15 protein-coding genes are annotated in these 16,654 nt (G+C 54.4%); 13 read left to right on the top strand and 2 right to left on the bottom strand.

Annotated features, from left to right (window positions below; genetic code table 11):
• The 12 genes from holA to QVO51_RS10490 all read left to right on the top strand — a co-directional run.
• Positions 1-544 (top strand): DNA polymerase III subunit delta (holA, locus tag QVO51_RS10545; RefSeq protein WP_369677916.1); only part of this gene is annotated, 544 nt, incomplete at its 5' end.
• Between the two features lie 2 nt (positions 545-546).
• Positions 547-1,155, top strand: a complete 609-nt coding sequence (locus tag QVO51_RS10540; protein WP_022358361.1) for a toprim domain-containing protein — start codon at positions 547-549, stop codon at positions 1,153-1,155.
• A 2-nt stretch (positions 1,156-1,157) separates the two neighbouring features.
• Complete coding sequence (locus QVO51_RS10535; RefSeq protein WP_022358360.1) at positions 1,158-2,549, top strand: MBOAT family O-acyltransferase; 1,392 nt, start codon at positions 1,158-1,160, stop codon at positions 2,547-2,549.
• A 14-nt stretch (positions 2,550-2,563) separates the two neighbouring features.
• Complete coding sequence (locus QVO51_RS10530; protein WP_022358359.1) at positions 2,564-3,706, top strand: DHHW family protein; 1,143 nt, start codon at positions 2,564-2,566, stop codon at positions 3,704-3,706.
• 138 nt (positions 3,707-3,844) lie between these two features.
• Positions 3,845-4,933: a hypothetical protein gene (locus tag QVO51_RS10525; RefSeq protein ID WP_022358358.1), complete on the top strand. Its 1,089-nt coding sequence runs from the start codon at positions 3,845-3,847 to the stop codon at positions 4,931-4,933.
• 132 nt (positions 4,934-5,065) lie between these two features.
• A complete protein-coding gene (gene xylA / locus QVO51_RS10520) occupies positions 5,066-6,391 on the top strand; it encodes a xylose isomerase (protein ID WP_276746118.1) in 1,326 nt (441 codons plus the stop codon).
• Positions 6,392-6,450: 59 nt separating this feature from the next.
• On the top strand, positions 6,451-7,974 hold the full coding sequence (gene xylB, locus QVO51_RS10515) for a xylulokinase (protein ID WP_022358356.1): 1,524 nt from the start codon (positions 6,451-6,453) through the stop codon (positions 7,972-7,974).
• Positions 7,975-8,089: 115 nt separating this feature from the next.
• The gene (locus tag QVO51_RS10510; RefSeq protein WP_022358355.1) at positions 8,090-10,258 is read left to right on the top strand and encodes a Tex family protein; all 2,169 of its coding nucleotides are present in this window, start codon (positions 8,090-8,092) and stop codon (positions 10,256-10,258) included.
• Positions 10,259-10,275: 17 nt separating this feature from the next.
• The gene (locus QVO51_RS10505; protein WP_022358354.1) at positions 10,276-10,935 is read left to right on the top strand and encodes a DUF6709 family protein; all 660 of its coding nucleotides are present in this window, start codon (positions 10,276-10,278) and stop codon (positions 10,933-10,935) included.
• A gap of 195 nt (positions 10,936-11,130) precedes the next feature.
• A complete protein-coding gene (locus tag QVO51_RS10500; RefSeq protein ID WP_022358353.1) occupies positions 11,131-11,856 on the top strand; it encodes an N-acetylmuramoyl-L-alanine amidase in 726 nt (241 codons plus the stop codon).
• 17 nt (positions 11,857-11,873) lie between these two features.
• Positions 11,874-13,241, top strand: a complete 1,368-nt coding sequence (radA, locus tag QVO51_RS10495) for a DNA repair protein RadA (protein ID WP_022358352.1) — start codon at positions 11,874-11,876, stop codon at positions 13,239-13,241.
• Between the two features lie 29 nt (positions 13,242-13,270).
• Positions 13,271-13,603 carry a hypothetical protein gene (locus tag QVO51_RS10490; RefSeq protein ID WP_288168206.1) on the top strand — a complete coding sequence of 111 codons (333 nt, stop codon included), beginning with the start codon at positions 13,271-13,273 and terminating at the stop codon, positions 13,601-13,603.
• A gap of 73 nt (positions 13,604-13,676) precedes the next feature.
• On the opposite strand, the gene QVO51_RS10485 is transcribed toward QVO51_RS10490, so the two are convergent.
• The gene (locus QVO51_RS10485; RefSeq protein ID WP_022358350.1) at positions 13,677-13,829 is read right to left on the bottom strand and encodes a hypothetical protein; all 153 of its coding nucleotides are present in this window, start codon (positions 13,827-13,829) and stop codon (positions 13,677-13,679) included.
• Between the two features lie 178 nt (positions 13,830-14,007).
• Between QVO51_RS10485 and QVO51_RS10480 the strand changes: the two genes are divergently transcribed.
• The gene (locus QVO51_RS10480) at positions 14,008-16,326 is read left to right on the top strand and encodes an ATP-dependent Clp protease ATP-binding subunit (RefSeq protein WP_022358349.1); all 2,319 of its coding nucleotides are present in this window, start codon (positions 14,008-14,010) and stop codon (positions 16,324-16,326) included.
• 113 nt (positions 16,327-16,439) lie between these two features.
• Here QVO51_RS10480 and QVO51_RS10475 read toward each other — a convergent pair.
• On the bottom strand, positions 16,440-16,654 hold a 215-nt coding region (locus QVO51_RS10475; RefSeq protein ID WP_441295923.1), incomplete at its 5' end, for a hypothetical protein.

Here is a 16,654-nt window from a genome sequence, read left to right as displayed (position 1 = left end):
CGGCTGCAGCCTGTCCCGGCAGAATGCGGAGCAGATTGCGCAGCTTTGTCTGTGTGATACCATGCGGATCGGCAACGAACTGGACAAGCTGTGTGCTTATGCCGAGGGTGGCGAGATCACCGGAGAAGCCATTTCCATGCTGGTGGCACGGGAGGATAGTCTGAACGCCTTTGCCCTTGCCAGGGCAGTGACTGCCCGGAATGGCAGAGCCGCTATGGAAGCGCTGGACATCTTGTCCCAGCAGCGGAACGAGCCGGTGATGCTGCTGTCCGCCATTACCTCCGCCTTTCTGGATCTGTACCGGGTAAAGGCGGCGCAGGCTGCCGGTAAACATCACGAGCATGTGCTGGAGGATTTTTCATATAAGGGGCGGGAATTCGCCGTGAAGAATGCCTTCCGGGATGCCGGGAAGTCCTCCCTGGAGCAGATGCGTGCCTGCGTCCTGATCCTGCGGGATACGGATGCAGCGCTGAAATCCACCCGGCTGGACGGTAGGATTCTGATTGAGGAAGCAATTACCCGGATGCTGGCGGTGGAGCGATGAGTATGAGAGAAACGCAGGCAAAGCTGGTGATTTCCCAGGCAATCATCGTAGAGGGCAAGTACGATAAGATCAAGCTGGATTCCATGATTCAGGGGGTCATCCTGGTGACCAACGGCTACCGTATCTTCAAGGATCCGGAAAAAATGGCACTGATCCGGTATTTTGCCGCCCATACGGGCATTATTATACTGACGGATTCGGATCGGGCTGGCTTTAAGATCCGGGGATACCTGAAGGGCTGCGTGCCGGAGGGAAAGATCACCCATGTGTACATTCCGGATATTTTTGGAAAAGAAAAGCGCAAGGAAAAGCCCTCCGCAGAGGGAAAGCTGGGTGTGGAGGGCATGCAGAGAAGTGTGCTGGAGGAGGCGTTCCGGCGGGCAGGCGTGCTGACCGGTTCTGCACCGGCAGGGACGGGACTGACCCGGCTGGATCTGTACGAGCTGGGGCTTACCGGCGGTAAGGACAGTGCCATCCGGCGCCGGGCATTGCTGACGCAACTTGGATTGCCTGCCTTGTTGTCCACTGCAGGGATGCTGGAGGTACTTAATACGATGATGACACGCCAGGAGCTTGAGGCGTTTTTGCATCAACATGGAAATGGAGATTGAACATGGTCTTTTCAAGCATTGTATTCTTGTTTTACTTTTTGCCGATCTTTCTGATCGTCTATTTTGTCACACCCAAGAAGCTGAAAAACAGTGTGCTGTTCCTGTCCGGTCTGATTTTCTATGCCTGGGGCGAACCGATCAATGTGATCTATATGCTGCTGTGCATTCTCATCAACTACGGTGCCGGCCGGCTGATGGAACGGGCGGACAAAAACGAGAAACGCCGGAAGCTGATTATGATCCTGGCAGTGGTATTCAGTCTGGGATTGCTGGGCGTGTTCAAATACAGCGGCTTTTTCGCCGGCATCTTCGGGCTTGACATCCAGACACCGGCGCTGCCCATCGGTATTTCCTTCTACACCTTCCAGAGCATGTCCTACTGCATTGACCTGTACCGCCGTTCCATTGGCGTACAGAAAAGCATCGTGGATTTCGGCGCCTATGTGACCATGTTCCCCCAGCTGATTGCCGGGCCCATTGTCCGGTATGCGGATGTGGAGCGGGAACTGAATCAGCGCAGCGTGAATCTGCCTGCCATGGGGGAGGGTGTTGGTACCTTTATCTGCGGTCTTGCCAAAAAGGTGATTCTTGCCAACAGTATTGGCATGCTTTGGACGGAGATCAAGGGTCATGATTTGGGGCAGCTTTCCGCCTGCACTGCCTGGATCGGCATTCTGGCATATACCTTCCAGATTTACTTTGACTTTTCCGGTTACTCGGACATGGCAATCGGTCTGGGCAAGATGCTGGGCTTCCACTTTCCGAAGAATTTTGACCATCCCTACCAGGCAACCAGCATTACGGATTTCTGGCGCCGGTGGCACATTACGCTGAGCACCTGGTTCCGGGAGTATGTATACATTCCTCTGGGAGGCAACCGGGTCAGTAAGCTGAAGTGGGTGCGGAATCTGATGATTGTCTGGGGATTGACCGGCTTCTGGCACGGTGCAAGCTGGAACTTTATTTTCTGGGGTCTGTATTTCGGCATTCTACTGACCATTGAAAAGCTCTGGCTAGGTAAGTATATTCAAAAGCTACCTCGATTCCTGGCATGGCTGTACACCTTCTTCTGCGTGGTCATCAGCTGGGTGATGTTCGATCTGAGCACCGTATCCCACATCACCACCTTTATCAAGTCCATGTTCGGTGGCTCCGGTGTACTGATCGATGACTATGCCCGGTATCAGTTCCACACCTATGTGTTGATTTTCTTGCTGTGCGCATTGAGCGCCACCAGCTTTGGAAAATGGCTCCTGGAAAAGGCACGCCGTTCCAAGCGGCTGGATCAGATCCTCTGCGTGCTGACACCGGTGGCACAGATGGGCTTGTTCGTGCTGTGTATCGCCTATCTGGTGAACGAAACCTATAACCCGTTCTTATATTTCCGATTCTAGAAAGGAGTATCGCTATGAAAAAAGTACAGCAAATGATATCCGCAGTGATCTTTCTGGCGGTACTGTTCGGACTGATGTTCAGCTCCCTGCTGCTGCCGAAAAAATCTGTATCCGAAACCGAGAACCGGACTTTGGCGGAGGTGCCGCAGTTGACTGCTGCCGGCGTCAAGGACAAATCCTATATGGACGGGGTGGAAACCTATGCGGCGGATCACTTTGTCCTGCGGGATCAGTGGGTTGCGGTGAAATCCGCAGCGGAGCTTGCCGCCGGCAAAAAGGAAATCGGCGGGGTGTATATCACCGATGAACGGCTGATTGGAAAGCTGACGGAGGATGATGTGGATGAGGTGCGGCTGAAGCAGTCCATAGACGGGGTGCGTGCCTTTGCGCAGAATACGGAGACCCCTGTGGCCATGCTGCTGGCGCCCACGGCGGCAGAGGTATATTCCGACACCCTGCCTGCATATGCCCCCAATCTGGATCAACAGCAGCTGATCTCCCGGGTGGCAGATGACCTGCGTGGGGATGTGACCATGATCAATGTGTACAATTCCCTGTATGCAATGCGCAACGAGTATATCTACTACCGGACGGATCACCACTGGACCTCCTATGGGGCGTTCCTGGCGTATCAGACCGCCATCAAGAAGCTGGGCTTTTCTCCGGTCTCCTATGAAATGTACAACATTGAGCATGCGGCAGACGACTTCCGGGGCACCCTGTATTCCAAGAGCCTGTACCGGGGCATCGAGCCGGATATGATTGATCTGTATCATTACAATGGCACGGATCCGGTCACCAGCGTTACCATCAACGACGGCTTGAACGAAACGGAGTATCCGTCCATCTACTTCTGGGATTTTCTGAACACCAGCGAGAAGTACAGCGTCTTTCTGGGCAGAAACGCAGCCATGGTGACTGTCCGCACCAATGTGAAAAACGACAAGAAGCTGCTGCTGATCAAGGATTCCTACGCCAACAGTATGCTGCCATTCCTGACGGAGCATTACAGCGAAATCGTGCTGCTGGATATGCGGTATGTGCGGGGAGATTACCATGCTTATGTGGATCCGGATCAGTTCAGCCAGGTACTGGTTTTGTATAATGTATCCAATTTTGCTACGGACGGAAATATAAAACTTTTGGCTGCGCAGTGAAATATTTTTCAATTCGGCTTGTAATGCGCTGAAAATCATGCTATAATAATGGCAATAACGCACTACCGTTCCGCATGCGCTCTGCCATGATATAGCTGCGTGTGCGGGTGCATCATTTGGAAGGGAAACGCTTTGGATATGAACCGTTTTTTTGACAGTCCCTGGACCAAGCGAGGCCTGTCCCTGCTGTCGATTCCGTATGGGATTTTTCTGGGGTTTTTGGCGTACTGGTCTGTTTTTTATGACATTGAAGTATACGAAAAGGTCAAGTTCGGCTTTGTGCTGTCCATTGGCTGCCTGGCTATGGGTGTGATGATGTTCTATACCCGGCGCCAGCTGATTACCATGATCGTGAGCATTGTGACCATGCCCCTTTTGCTGCCCATTGTGCTGCTGAATTTCGGGGAATGGGAAATGCTGATCCCCATTGTGCTGGTTTCTGTTGTGGCGTTCTTTACCAGCGGCTCTGGCGAAGCTGCCAAGACTATTTCCGGCGCAGTGATTTTGATGCTGTACATGCTGGGTGCATTGGCATACTTTTTCTACACCACTGTGCTGGTCAGTTCTGTCCAGAAGTCACCGGGCCCCAGTCAGATTTCCCCGTCCGGTGCGTACCGGTATGAGGTCACCTACAGTATGGACAAGTGCGGCGGCGGCACCTCTGTGATCGTTGCGCCCAATACCTATGACACATCTTTTTCTTATATGTATTGCCGGGCAAAGGGCTTTGACCGGACGGTGTATGTGAATCGCCCCCTGTCCGAGCCTGAACTGGAATGGACAACCGAAAAGCGCACGGATATTACCGCCAAGATCCTGGAGATCAACCCGGATGCTGTACTGAGCTTGTCCGAAAGCCAGATGCACACACTTGGGCGGGATCAGGGCTTTACGATGGAGATCCGGGTGAAGGATCTGAACCAGAAGCAGTTAAAAACCCTTGGTATCGTTTTGCCGAAAAGTGACGGAACCGCAGAAGTGCCGGAGGGCATGCGCCTGTATACGGATGATACCATTACGCTGGATCTATCCAAGCTGCATGCCATTGGCTGGACGGTAACGGAGGATGTAAAGCTGTCCGATCTGACGGATCAGCAGCTTGCTGCATTGGGGGTAGCGGAAAGCGGCGATGTGCTGTATGTAAACGGAAACCCTCAGTTCCGGTATTATATCGCTGTGCTGGACTCCTACTATGATATGTCCAAGCGGGAAATTGTGATTGATTAAGGCCATACCGCGCAGAGCTTGCGCATATGGATGCGCTGCATCGTTGGGTAGGCTTTGTGCGGTATTGCCTTGAGACGTTTCGGAGCGTTGCTCCGGGCAATATAAACAGAGAAAAGCAGGAGGTTTATGATGATGAGCGAATTTTTTACAGGCATTTCAAAGATTCCCTTTGAGGGAAAGGCATCCAACAATCCCATGGCGTTCAAGTACTACAACCCGGATGAGGTCGTAGGCGGCAAGACCATGCGGGAGCAGCTGAAGTTTGCGCTGTCCTGGTGGCATACTATGGGAGGAGACGGTACGGACATGTTTGGTGTGGGCACCACCAACAAGAAGTTCGGCGGAACCGATCCCATGGACATTGCCAAGAGAAAGGTAAACGCTGCGTTTGAGCTGATGGACAAGCTGTCCATCGATTATTTCTGCTTCCACGACCGGGATCTGGCGCCGGAGGCTGATAATCTGAAGGAAACCAACCAGCGGCTGGATGAGATCACAGAGTATATTGCACAGATGATGCAGCTGAACCCGGACAAGAAGGTTCTGTGGGGTACGGCAAATTGCTTCGGCAATCCCCGATATATGCATGGTGCCGGCACTGCGCCCAATGCGGATGTGTTTGCGTTTGCAGCTGCACAGATCAAGAAGGCAATTGAGATCACCGTAAAGCTGGGTGGCAAGGGCTATGTATTCTGGGGCGGCAGAGAGGGCTACGAAACGTTGCTGAACACCAATATGGGCCTGGAACAGGATAATATGGCAAGGCTGCTGCATATGGCAGTGGATTACGCAAGAAGCATCGGCTTTACCGGCGACTTCTACATCGAGCCCAAGCCCAAGGAGCCTACCAAGCATCAGTATGATTTTGATACCGCAACCGTGATCGGCTTCCTGCGCAAGTATAATCTGGACAAGGACTTCAAGATGAACATCGAAGCCAACCACGCAACCCTTGCACAGCACACCTTCCAGCATGAACTGCGGGTAGCACGGGAGAACGGCTTCTTTGGCTCCATCGATGCTAACCAGGGTGACACCCTGCTGGGCTGGGATACGGATCAGTTCCCCACCAATACCTATGACGCAGCACTGTGTATGTACGAGGTACTCAAGGCTGGCGGTTTTACCAATGGCGGTCTGAACTTCGACTCCAAGGCACGGCGTGGATCCTTTGAGATGGAGGATATCTTCCACAGCTACATTGCCGGTATGGACACCTTTGCACTGGGTCTGAAGATTGCGCAGAAGATGATCGATGACGGACGGATCGACCAGTTCGTGGCTGATCGGTATGCAAGCTGGAACACCGGCATCGGTGCGGATATCATTTCCGGCAAGGCAACCATGGCAGATTTGGAGGCTTACGCACTGAGCAAGGGCGATGTGACCGCATCCCTCAAGAGCGGTCGTCAGGAAATGCTGGAAAGCATCCTGAACAATATTATGTTCAATCTTTAATGAACGCAGAATGGCTATCCGGGGGATAGCCATTCTTGTACTGGAAAGGAAGTGTACAGATGGCATATGTACTGGGCGTAGATATTGGCACCAGCGGCACTAAAACGGTGTTGTTTGATCAGAATGGAGCGGTGATCGCATCCGCAAGTGAGGAGTATCCTCTGTATCAGCCCCAGAACGGCTGCGCAGAGCAGGATCCGGCAGATTGGTATCAAGCCACCATCCACACCATTGCAAAGGTGATGAAAACCAGCGGTGTGCCCAAGGAAGAAGTTAAAGGCATTGGTCTGTCCGGGCAGATGCATGGGCTGGTGATGCTGGATGACCAGTATCAGGTGATCCGCCGCTCCATTATCTGGTGCGATCAGCGTACCGCAGCGGAGTGTGCAGAGATCACGGAGCGTGTAGGCGCACAGCGGCTGATTGAGATCACGGCGAATCCGGCGCTGACCGGGTTTACCGCATCCAAGATCCTCTGGGTGCGGAATCATGAACCGGAGCATTACGCAAAGTGCAGGTACATCCTGCTGCCAAAGGACTACATCCGTTTTATGCTGACCGGAGAGATCGCGACGGAGGTTTCTGACGCATCCGGCATGCAGCTGCTGGACATCCCCAAGCGTCAGTGGTCGGATGAGGTACTGGAAAAGCTGGAGATTGATAAATCCATGCTGGGTAAGGTGTATGAAAGCCCCGAGATCACCGGTAGAGTGACCCCCAAGGCGGCGGAGCTTACCGGTCTTGCGGCAGGAACCATTGTAGTAGGCGGCGCTGGGGACAATGCGGCGGCGGCAGTGGGCACCGGCGTGGTGACGGATGGAAAGGCGTTTACGACCATCGGCACCAGCGGCGTGGTGTTTGCACATACTTCGGATATTACCATTGACGCCAAGGGGAGAGTGCATACCTTCTGCTGTGCTGTGCCTGGCTGCTGGCATGTTATGGGCGTGACCCAGGGAGCAGGACTTTCGTTGAAGTGGTTCCGGGATAATTTCTGCGGTGCAGAAAAGGAAACCGCCAAGTATATGGGTGTGGACGAATACTATCTGATGGATCAGCAGGCTGCACAGGTTCCCGTTGGAGCAAATCGGCTGTTTTATCTGCCATATCTGATGGGGGAGCGGACGCCTCACCTGGATCCGGATGCAAGAGGAGTCTTTTTTGGTCTGTCCGCTATGCACACCAAGCGGGATATGCTGCGGGCGGTGATGGAAGGCGTTGCATACTCCCTGCGTGACTGCGTAGAGGTGTGCCGGGAGATGGGCGTATCCGTCAGTGATATGATGGCATGCGGCGGCGGCGGTACTTCCGCTTTGTGGCGGCAGATGCTTGCGGATCTGTACGGCTGTTCTGTAAAGACGGTGACCTCCAAGGAGGGACCGGCACTGGGCGTTGCCATTCTGGCAATGGTGGGTGCCGGTATGTATGACTCTGTGCCGGAAGCATGCCAGGCGGTGATCCGCACCAAGCAGGTGCAGGAGCCCATCCCGGAGCAGATTCCGGTGTACGATCGGTGCTACCAGATGTACCGCAGCTTGTATCCGGCAATGCGGAATAGCTTCAAGGCATTGGCAAAGCTGTAAGTAAATAGTTCAGGAAAAGGATGGAGAATGCTTCATCCTTTTTTTTGTTTAAATCCCTTGCAAAACAAAAAATTCAGTGCTATAATAGATTCATAACGGTCAAAAGGAGTCATGCATGAACATCAATCAAGTGCTTGCACAGGAATTTCATCTGCGCCAGGAGCAGATCGACCAGACGGTGGCTCTGATCGATGAGGGGGCAACCATTCCCTTTATTGCTCGATACCGGAAGGAGCGCACCGGTTCTCTGGACGATCAGGTTCTCCGGGAGATCTTCGATCGACTGAATTATTTGCGGAATCTGGAAAAGCGCAAGGAGGAGATCCAGGTCTCTATCACCGAACAGGACAAGATGACGGAGGAGCTTGCCAAGGCCATTGACGCTGCCAAAACCCTGGTAGAGGTGGAAGATCTGTACCGACCCTATCGCCCCAAGCGCAAGACCCGTGCAAGCGTTGCCCGTGCACATGGTTTGGAGCCGTTGGCACGGCTGCTGCTTGCCCAAAAGCCAGGTGTGGATCCGGAACGGGAGGCAGTTGCCTTTGTAAATCCGGAGCAGGAGGTGCCCGATGTACAGGCAGCCTTGCAGGGGGCAATGGACATTCTGGCAGAGGATATTTCCGATGATGCCCAGTTGCGGAAGGATTTGCGGAGTCTGATCGCCAAAAGCGGCACCATATCCGCTGTCGCTGCGGATCCGGAGGCGGAGAGTGTGTATCGCACATATTACGATTACACAGAGCCGTTGGAAAAAATTGCACACCACCGGGTGCTTGCACTGGATCGGGGCGAAAAGGAAGGATTTCTGAAGGTGGCAATCTCTCTGCCGGAGCATATGGGGGAGAGCTTTGTGGTGCGGCATTATCTGAAAGGGGATTCACCCAGCAGTGCCTATGTGCGCCAGGCGGCGGAGGACAGCTGCAAGCGGCTGCTGTTTCCCTCGGTAGAGCGGGAGATCCGCAATGATCTGACGGCAAATGCAGCCGAGCAAGCCATTCAGGTGTTTGCATCCAACCTGCGTCAGCTGCTGATGCAGCCTCCGGTGAAGAATACGGTCACGCTGGGACTGGATCCGGGCTTTCGCACCGGCTGTAAGGTGGCAGTGGTGGATCATACCGGCAAGGTGCTGCATACGGACGTGGTACATATTACGGCAAATTCCGCTGCACAGGTAGCGGCGGATCAGCAAAAGCTCAAGGGGATCATTGAAAAATGGAAGGTGACTACCATTGCCATTGGCAACGGCACCGCATCCCGGGAAAGCGAGCATATTGTAGCGCAGATTCTCAAGGAACTGGACAGAAAGGTCAGCTATATGGTGGTCAGTGAGGCGGGGGCTTCCGTATACTCCGCATCCAAGCTGGCGGCAGAGGAGTTCCCGGAATACGATGTGTCCCTGCGTAGTGCAGTGTCCATTGCCCGGCGCTTGCAGGATCCTCTGGCAGAGCTGGTAAAGATCGATCCGAAGGCCATTGGCGTGGGGCAGTATCAGCACGACATGCCCAAGGCAAGGATGGATGAAGCCCTGACCGGCGTGGTGGAGGACTGTGTAAACAGTGTGGGCGTGGACATCAACACCGCCTCTCACTCCCTCTTTTCCTATGTGGCAGGCATCAATGCCTCAGTGGCGAAAAATATTGTTGCATATCGGGAGGAAAACGGCGCATTTACCGACCGAAAGCAGTTGCTGAAGGTGCCGAAGCTAGGGAAAAAAGCATATGAGCAGTGCGCCGGTTTTATCCGTGTCCGGGAGGGGAAGAATCCTCTGGACAATACGGCGGTGCATCCGGAAAGCTACGAGGCTGCCAGGGGATTGCTGGATGCATGCGGCTTTTCTCTGGCAAGCATCGGCAAGGAGGAGCTTCAATCTCTGTGGGATCGACTGAACAAGCAGGGGATGGATGCAATCAGCAGACAGCTTGGGGTAGGCGTACCCACCCTACAGGACATTGTCCGGGAATTACAGAAGCCCGGCAGGGATGTGCGTGACGAGCTGCCGCCGCCCTTGATGCGCAGTGGGGACATCATGGAACTGAAGGACTTAAAACCAGGCATGGAACTGGTGGGGACAGTCCGGAACGTGATTGATTTCGGCGCTTTTGTGGATATCGGCGTTCATGAGGACGGGTTGGTGCATATTTCCCAGATCTGCAACCGATATATCAAGCATCCTTTGGATGCGGTAAAGGTAGGGCAGGTCGTCAAGGTACGGGTGCTGGATGTGGACGTGAAGCGGAAACGGATCGGTCTGACCATGCGGCTGGATGATACAAACAAGAAATAACGGAGGAGAAGTGGGTTATGGAAAAAGTCAAAAAAGTATTACTGGTGGTTTTTGTGATGATGTTCTTCATCGGCATTATCCTGGTAACGGATTTCGGAAAAATGCAGAAGTACAAGAACAATGAGGTCACTGACCTTGCGAATCTGGGCTACCGGCAGATGCAGACCGGGGATCTGGTTACCGGCAAGGTGGATTATGTACTGGATACAGTGGCGGAGGAGTATGAGACCAAGTTCGGTATCCGCACTTCGGACGATTCCACAAAGCTGTACTACATCATCAGTCTGCCCAACAGCTATGCAGTTTACGAAACCAGCAACAAGGAAGAGTATGATACGCTGGATAAGATCTGCAATGAAACCTGGGACTATCTGAATTCAGAGGATGGCAGTGCACCGGCACCCACCTCCAATTTGATGATCCAGGGCGAGGTCAAGAAGATGGACGACAAGGTTGCGGGGTACTTTAAGGATTGGTTCAAGGAACAGGCGGATTTCAGCGATGAGGACTTTGAGAAGAACACTGAGGTGTATATGATCTCACGCACCAAGTTCGACGGCTTCCAGCGTTCCGTTTACACCGGCATCGGTCTGGCTGCTGTGGGAGCAGTGGGATTGATTGCTCTGCTGGTACTGAAGATCAAGGCAAAGAAACAGTCCAGCCAGGAATTTTATTGATTTACAAGGAACAGGCGCAATGCCTGTTCTTTTTTGTGGGATCCATGCCAGGTGCCGCAATCTGCCGGATTTGACGGGTATGCGCCTTTGTGGTATAATGAGGGCAGCACCCATGATAGTTTGTCATATTTCCTGTGGGAGCTTCATAGCCTTGAATAGCTCCGGATGGGGAAAAACCGAAAGGGTGTGTGACGAATGAATCGATTGAAATGGCGCAACGCAAAGCGCATTCTGGCTCTGGCTCTGGTGGCGGGTATCGGTGCTGGAGCATTTCGGCTTGCGACCCGAAAGCAGGAGGACGCGGCAGTATATACCTTCAGCACAGCAAAGAATGTGCCTGTGATCGTGCTGGATGCCGGGCATGGCGGCATGGACGGTGGCTGCTCCTCTGCGGCTGGCGTGCCGGAAAAAGGGATCAATCTGAATATCCTGCTGAACCTGCGGGATCTGCTGTCCGTGTCCGGTTATGAAGTTGTGGTGACCCGGGATACGGATCGCTCCATCCACGATAGCGGCATTGAGGGCATTGCCAACCAGAAAAGCTCCGATATGGACAATCGGCTGGCGATTTTCAACGAGCGCAGCAATGCTGTTTGTATTTCCATTCATCAGAACCAGTTTACGGATCCCAAATACAGCGGTGCCCAGATGTTTTACGCTCCCACCAACAAGGACAGCGAACGGCTGGCGCAGAAGCTGCAAGGTTCCTTTCATACCCGGCTTCAGCCGGACAATGACCGGGAGATCAAGCAGTGCGGCAAGGAACTGTTTCTGTGCTATTTCAGCAAGAATCCCACAGTGATGGTGGAATGCGGCTTTTTGTCCAATCCGGAGGAGGCTGCAAGGCTGACGGATGAAGCATATCAGCGTCAGGTGGCATTTACGATCTACGCAGGCTTGCAGGAGTATCTGGCAGGCTGAGAAAAAGGAGAACAGGAATGGCAAAAGCAAGGACTGTGTATGTATGTACGGAATGCGGCTATGAAAGCCCCAAGTGGAACGGAAAGTGTGCCGGCTGTGGCGCATGGAACAGCCTGGAGGAATCGACTCCGGCACCGACTGTCAAATCCGCTCCCGGCGCACGGGCTGCAGTGGATCTTTCTGACCGGATCCTGGAGCTTTCCCAGGTGGATATGGAATCAGAGGTGCGGTATCGAACCGGTATGGGAGAACTGGATCGTGTGCTGGGGGGCGGTCTTGTAAAGGGCGAGCTGGTGCTGCTGGGAGGCGAGCCGGGCATCGGAAAGAGTACACTACTCTTGCAGATCTGCCAGTATCTGGGACAGAATCATTCGGTGCTCTATGTGTCCGGGGAGGAATCCGCCCGGCAGATCAAGCTGCGGGCACAGCGGCTTGGGGTGGATACGGAAAGCCTGTATCTGCTGACGGTGAACGATGCGGAGGCGATCTGCGATACCATCTGTTCTACGGAGCCGGATGTGGTCATCATCGACTCCATCCAGACCATGAGCCTGTCCCAGATTTCCTCCAGTCCCGGCAGTCTGACCCAGGTGCGGGAATGCACCAACCTGTTCATGCACACTGCCAAGCGGCAGGAGATCCCCATTTTCATTGTGGGACATGTAAACAAGGACGGTGCCATTGCCGGGCCAAAGGTCATGGAGCATATTGTGGATGCAGTGCTGTATTTTGAAGGGGAGCGGCATCTGAGCTACCGGATCCTTCGGGCAGTGAAGAACCGGTTTGGCTCCACCAACGAAATCGGCGTGTTTGAAATGATCGACAAGGGACTGCGGGAAGTGGAGAATCCCTCCCAGATGCTCCTTGCGGGCAGACCCCACGGTGTGTCCGGTACCTGTGTGGCATGCGTCATGGAAGGATCCCGCCCCATTCTGGCAGAGGTGCAGGCGCTTGCCACCAAAAGCGGTTTCTCCTCCCCTCGGCGCATGTCCACCGGGGTGGATTTCGGCAGAATGGCGATCATCATGGCTGTGTTGGAAAAGCGGCTGGGTATGTTCTTTGGTACATTGGATGTGTACCTGAACATTGTAGGGGGCTTTCGGCTGGACGAACCTGCCGGGGATCTGCCGGTGGCGCTTGCTCTCAGCTCCTGCTTGCTGGATAAGCCCATTGACGAGAAGCTGATTGCCTTTGGAGAGATCGGTCTGGGGGGAGAGGTACGGTCAGTGACCCATCTGATCCAGCGTGTCCGGGAGGCGGAGCGCATGGGCTTTGAAACCTGCATTGTGCCCAAGCAGTCTCTACAGACCATCGATCCCAGTCAGTATAATATGCGGATCATCGGGGTCAGCAGTCTGAAGCAGGCAGTGTCTGTAATCGCATAATTCCAGCTATGTCCGGGCAGACTGTGAGTATGAAGAAGATTGCTTTTTTGTTATCGGTATCTGTAGGCATGTCCACCGGGGCAGCCACTGTGCCTTTGCTTTATCCACATACCCTGCCCCGGACACAGGCGTATTGCCTGGAAGAGTCGGCAGCGGTTCCTGCTTGTTGGGTGCATTTTGCCGGCGGCAGCGCCTATGTGTATGTATACCAGGATGGAAAGGCATACCGTCGTATGGTAGGGGCTGCGACTTGTCCGGATGGAACCGTGCAGCTATGCTTTGGGGTGTCCGCCGGGGATTGGCTCCTGGCCGGAGCGGAGCTGTCAGACGGGGAACGGGTTCGCATCCAGCAGGGTGTATAAAAGCAACACCGTGTTGCCTAAAGAAAAAACTGTCCGCAGAATGCTCTGCGGACAGTTTTTGTTTGGGAACTACTTAGCAGCCGCAGCCGCCGCAGCCATTGTTACAGCCACAGCCGTTGTCGCAGCCACAGTTGCCGCCACAGCCATTGCCGCAGCAAACGAACAGCAGGATCAGAATGATGATCCACCAGCAGCAGTTACCACCAAAACCGTATCCACAACCCATAATTCAAGCACTCCTTTAAATAAGATGTAGTGAAGTGAGCTTCTTGCCCGCTTCATAGTACATCATATGACCGGGGTGAAAATGTGTTACAGCCGGACAAGCCCTCTGCTTCTGACAATTTTTTTGCATAGCATGTGGCATACTATTAGTTGTAATCAGAATGAAAGGCGGAGGTTCAATGGAACAGGCGGAGCGGTATACGAAAAAAGCGGCGGCGATTCTGGGAGACGCAGTACAGTGCGCCTGCAAATTCGGGCATACCTATGTAGGTACGGAGCATCTGTTGTTCGCCATGCTGGAGGATGGCTCCAATGTGGGGGCAACAGTATTGCAGGGGCAGCGGATTAAGGCACGCAGCGTGTATCAGCAGATCGTGCAGACAGCAGGAAAGGGGGAAGCCACCTGCGTCACGGAGGCGTGCTACACGCCGGCACTGCGCCGGGTGATGCAGGGAGCGGAAAAGCTATTGCAAAAATCCGGCTCCCGGCTGATCGGTTCAGAGCATCTGCTCCTTGCCATGCTGGAGCAGGAGAACTGCACAGCCTGCGGGATCTTCCGGCTTCTGGAGGCGGATCTTTCCGTCCTGACGGAGCAGGCTGCAAAGGCATGTGCCGCATGTGGCAGCGGACTGGACAATGGCATTCGCATGCTGGATCGGAAACGGTATCCTACTTTATTAAAGTATGGCAGAGTGCTGACGGAGCCGGGAGACGGCGCTGTGCGGGATCCCCTCATTGGCAGAGAGAAGGAAGTGGATCGTCTGATCCGGATCCTTGCCCGGCGCAGCAAGAACAATCCCTGTCTGGTGGGGGAAGCGGGGGTAGGAAAGACCGCCATTGTGGAGGGACTTGCCCGGTTATTCCAGCAGGGCCTGGTTCCGGAGGCACTGCAGGGAAAGCACATTGTGTCCGTTGATCTGACTGCCATGCTGGCAGGGGCAAAATACCGGGGAGACTTTGAAGAACGGATCAAGGCAGTGCTGGATGAGGTAGTTGGAGGAAATATCATCCTGTTCATTGATGAGCTGCATACCATTGTGGGAGCCGGTGCGGCGGAGGGAGCCATTGATGCCGCTAACATTTTAAAGCCCCAGCTTGCCCGGGGACAATTGCAGCTGATTGGCGCCACTACCCTCCGGGAATACCGGCAGTTTATCGAAAAGGACAGCGCCCTGGAACGCCGGTTCCAGCCGGTATATGTGGAGGAGCCGGGGGAGGATGCGGCGCTGGAGATGTTACGGGGATTGCGGAAACAATACGAATGCTTTCATCATGTGGAAATCGGGGATAGCCTGCTGCGGTCTGCCGTGACTCTGTCGGTGCGGTATATCCACGACCGATGCCTGCCGGATAAGGCGATCGATGTGCTGGATGAGGCCTGCGCCCGGGCGAGGGTACAGGCGCAGCGGAATCAGCCTGCCTCCCAGGAGTCCTATGATCCGGTGGGGGAGTCCCTGCTGGCACCGGAAGCATCCGGCACTGTTCAGCTAACGGAGCAGGATCTGGCGGATGTGATCTCCACCTGGACAGGAGTGCCGGTCACGAAGCTGACCCGGACGGAGCAGGAAAATCTGCTGGAGCTGGAGCAGGCACTCAAGCAGCGGATCGTGGGGCAGGACGCAGCCATTGAAGCCATTGCTGCATCCGTGCAGCGGGGCAGGGTGGGGCTGAAGGATCCCCGGCGTCCCATTGGTTCCTTTTTGCTGCTTGGGCCAACCGGCGTGGGCAAAACTGAACTCGCCCGGGCGCTGGCAGTGTGCATGTTCGACCGGGAGGATGCCATGATCCGGCTGGATATGTCGGAATACATGGAAAAGCACAGCGTGGCACGGCTTTTGGGATCGCCTCCCGGCTATGTGGGGCACGAGGAGGGGGGCATCCTGTCCGAAGCGGTGCGGGCAAGACCTTATAGTCTGGTGCTGTTTGATGAGATCGAGAAGGCGCATCCGGATGTGCTGAATATCCTGCTGCAAATTCTGGAGGACGGGGCGTTGTCCGATGCACAGGGGAGACGGGTGGATTTTCGTAGCTGTCTGATCCTGTTGACCTCCAACATTGGTGCCCGGCAGATGCAGGGGCACAGCCTTGGCTTTGTGGAAGGGCTTCATGCGCCGGACGACCGGGTGCTGTCCCAGGTAAAACAGCAGTTAAGACCGGAGCTTGTGAATCGACTGGATGGCTGCATTGTGTTCCGGCGGCTGGATGCAGGGGATTATCAGAAAATTGCCCGGATGCAGCTGGAAAAGCTGGCAGCTCGGGCAGAAAAAATCGGCTATACGCTTACCTTTACGCCAAAGATGGTGGAACAGATGGCACAGGCGGAGGAACAGGAACGCTATGGTGCCCGTACCATCCGCAGACGCGTCACGGAATACGGGGAAAACCTGTTGTCCCGGGAGATTCTAGCTGGAAAGCTGGATCCGGCAGTGCCCGTGTGCCTGGATTATGAAGCAGGGCAGTTTGTGCTGCGTCAGCAGATCCCGGCGGTGACTGCATAAGCTAAGGAACCCCGCACAAAGTATGTCTGACGGCTTCGTACCATATCTGTTGTACAATCTTTGTGGGGTACCCTAAAACCGGCAGTCTGTAAATCATACAGACTGCCGGTTTCTTATGTATGCAGAATTTGTTCGTAAAGTCGGCATAGATCGGTTGTGCCCAGTGGAATGGGCGTGTTGGCGAGCCGATCCGGGTCTACGGATGCTGCAAGGGCTTTCGGGGTAATCGGAATCTCATGGGAAAGCCTGGGCAGGTGCATCGCTTGCAGAAAGGATGCAAATTTCTGTGCAGCCGTTGTTCCATCCGGACAATTCATGGCAGCGGCAA

Source organism: Ruminococcus sp. CAG:379, from assembly GCF_000434255.1.
In the GTDB taxonomy this organism is placed as follows: Bacteria; Bacillota; Clostridia; order Oscillospirales; family Ruminococcaceae; genus Ruminococcus_F; species Ruminococcus_F champanellensis.
This window is presented reverse-complemented; position numbering and strand designations above follow the sequence as displayed.

Bases quoted from the DNA above. Each gene is read 5' to 3' on its own strand.
- QVO51_RS10485 (WP_022358350.1), bottom strand. From the start codon at position 13,829: ATGGGTTGTGGATACGGTTTTGGTGGTAACTGCTGCTGGTGGATCATC.
- QVO51_RS10480 (WP_022358349.1), top strand. From the start codon at position 14,008: ATGGAACAGGCGGAGCGGTATACGAAAAAAGCGGCGGCGATTCTGGGA.
- QVO51_RS10490 (WP_288168206.1), top strand. From the start codon at position 13,271: ATGAAGAAGATTGCTTTTTTGTTATCGGTATCTGTAGGCATGTCCACC.
- QVO51_RS10540 (WP_022358361.1), top strand. From the start codon at position 547: ATGAGAGAAACGCAGGCAAAGCTGGTGATTTCCCAGGCAATCATCGTA.
- QVO51_RS10530 (WP_022358359.1), top strand. From the start codon at position 2,564: ATGAAAAAAGTACAGCAAATGATATCCGCAGTGATCTTTCTGGCGGTA.
- QVO51_RS10535 (WP_022358360.1), top strand. From the start codon at position 1,158: ATGGTCTTTTCAAGCATTGTATTCTTGTTTTACTTTTTGCCGATCTTT.
- xylB (WP_022358356.1), top strand. From the start codon at position 6,451: ATGGCATATGTACTGGGCGTAGATATTGGCACCAGCGGCACTAAAACG.
- xylA (WP_276746118.1), top strand. From the start codon at position 5,066: ATGAGCGAATTTTTTACAGGCATTTCAAAGATTCCCTTTGAGGGAAAG.
- radA (WP_022358352.1), top strand. From the start codon at position 11,874: ATGGCAAAAGCAAGGACTGTGTATGTATGTACGGAATGCGGCTATGAA.
- QVO51_RS10525 (WP_022358358.1), top strand. From the start codon at position 3,845: ATGAACCGTTTTTTTGACAGTCCCTGGACCAAGCGAGGCCTGTCCCTG.
- QVO51_RS10500 (WP_022358353.1), top strand. From the start codon at position 11,131: ATGAATCGATTGAAATGGCGCAACGCAAAGCGCATTCTGGCTCTGGCT.
- QVO51_RS10505 (WP_022358354.1), top strand. From the start codon at position 10,276: ATGGAAAAAGTCAAAAAAGTATTACTGGTGGTTTTTGTGATGATGTTC.
- QVO51_RS10510 (WP_022358355.1), top strand. From the start codon at position 8,090: ATGAACATCAATCAAGTGCTTGCACAGGAATTTCATCTGCGCCAGGAG.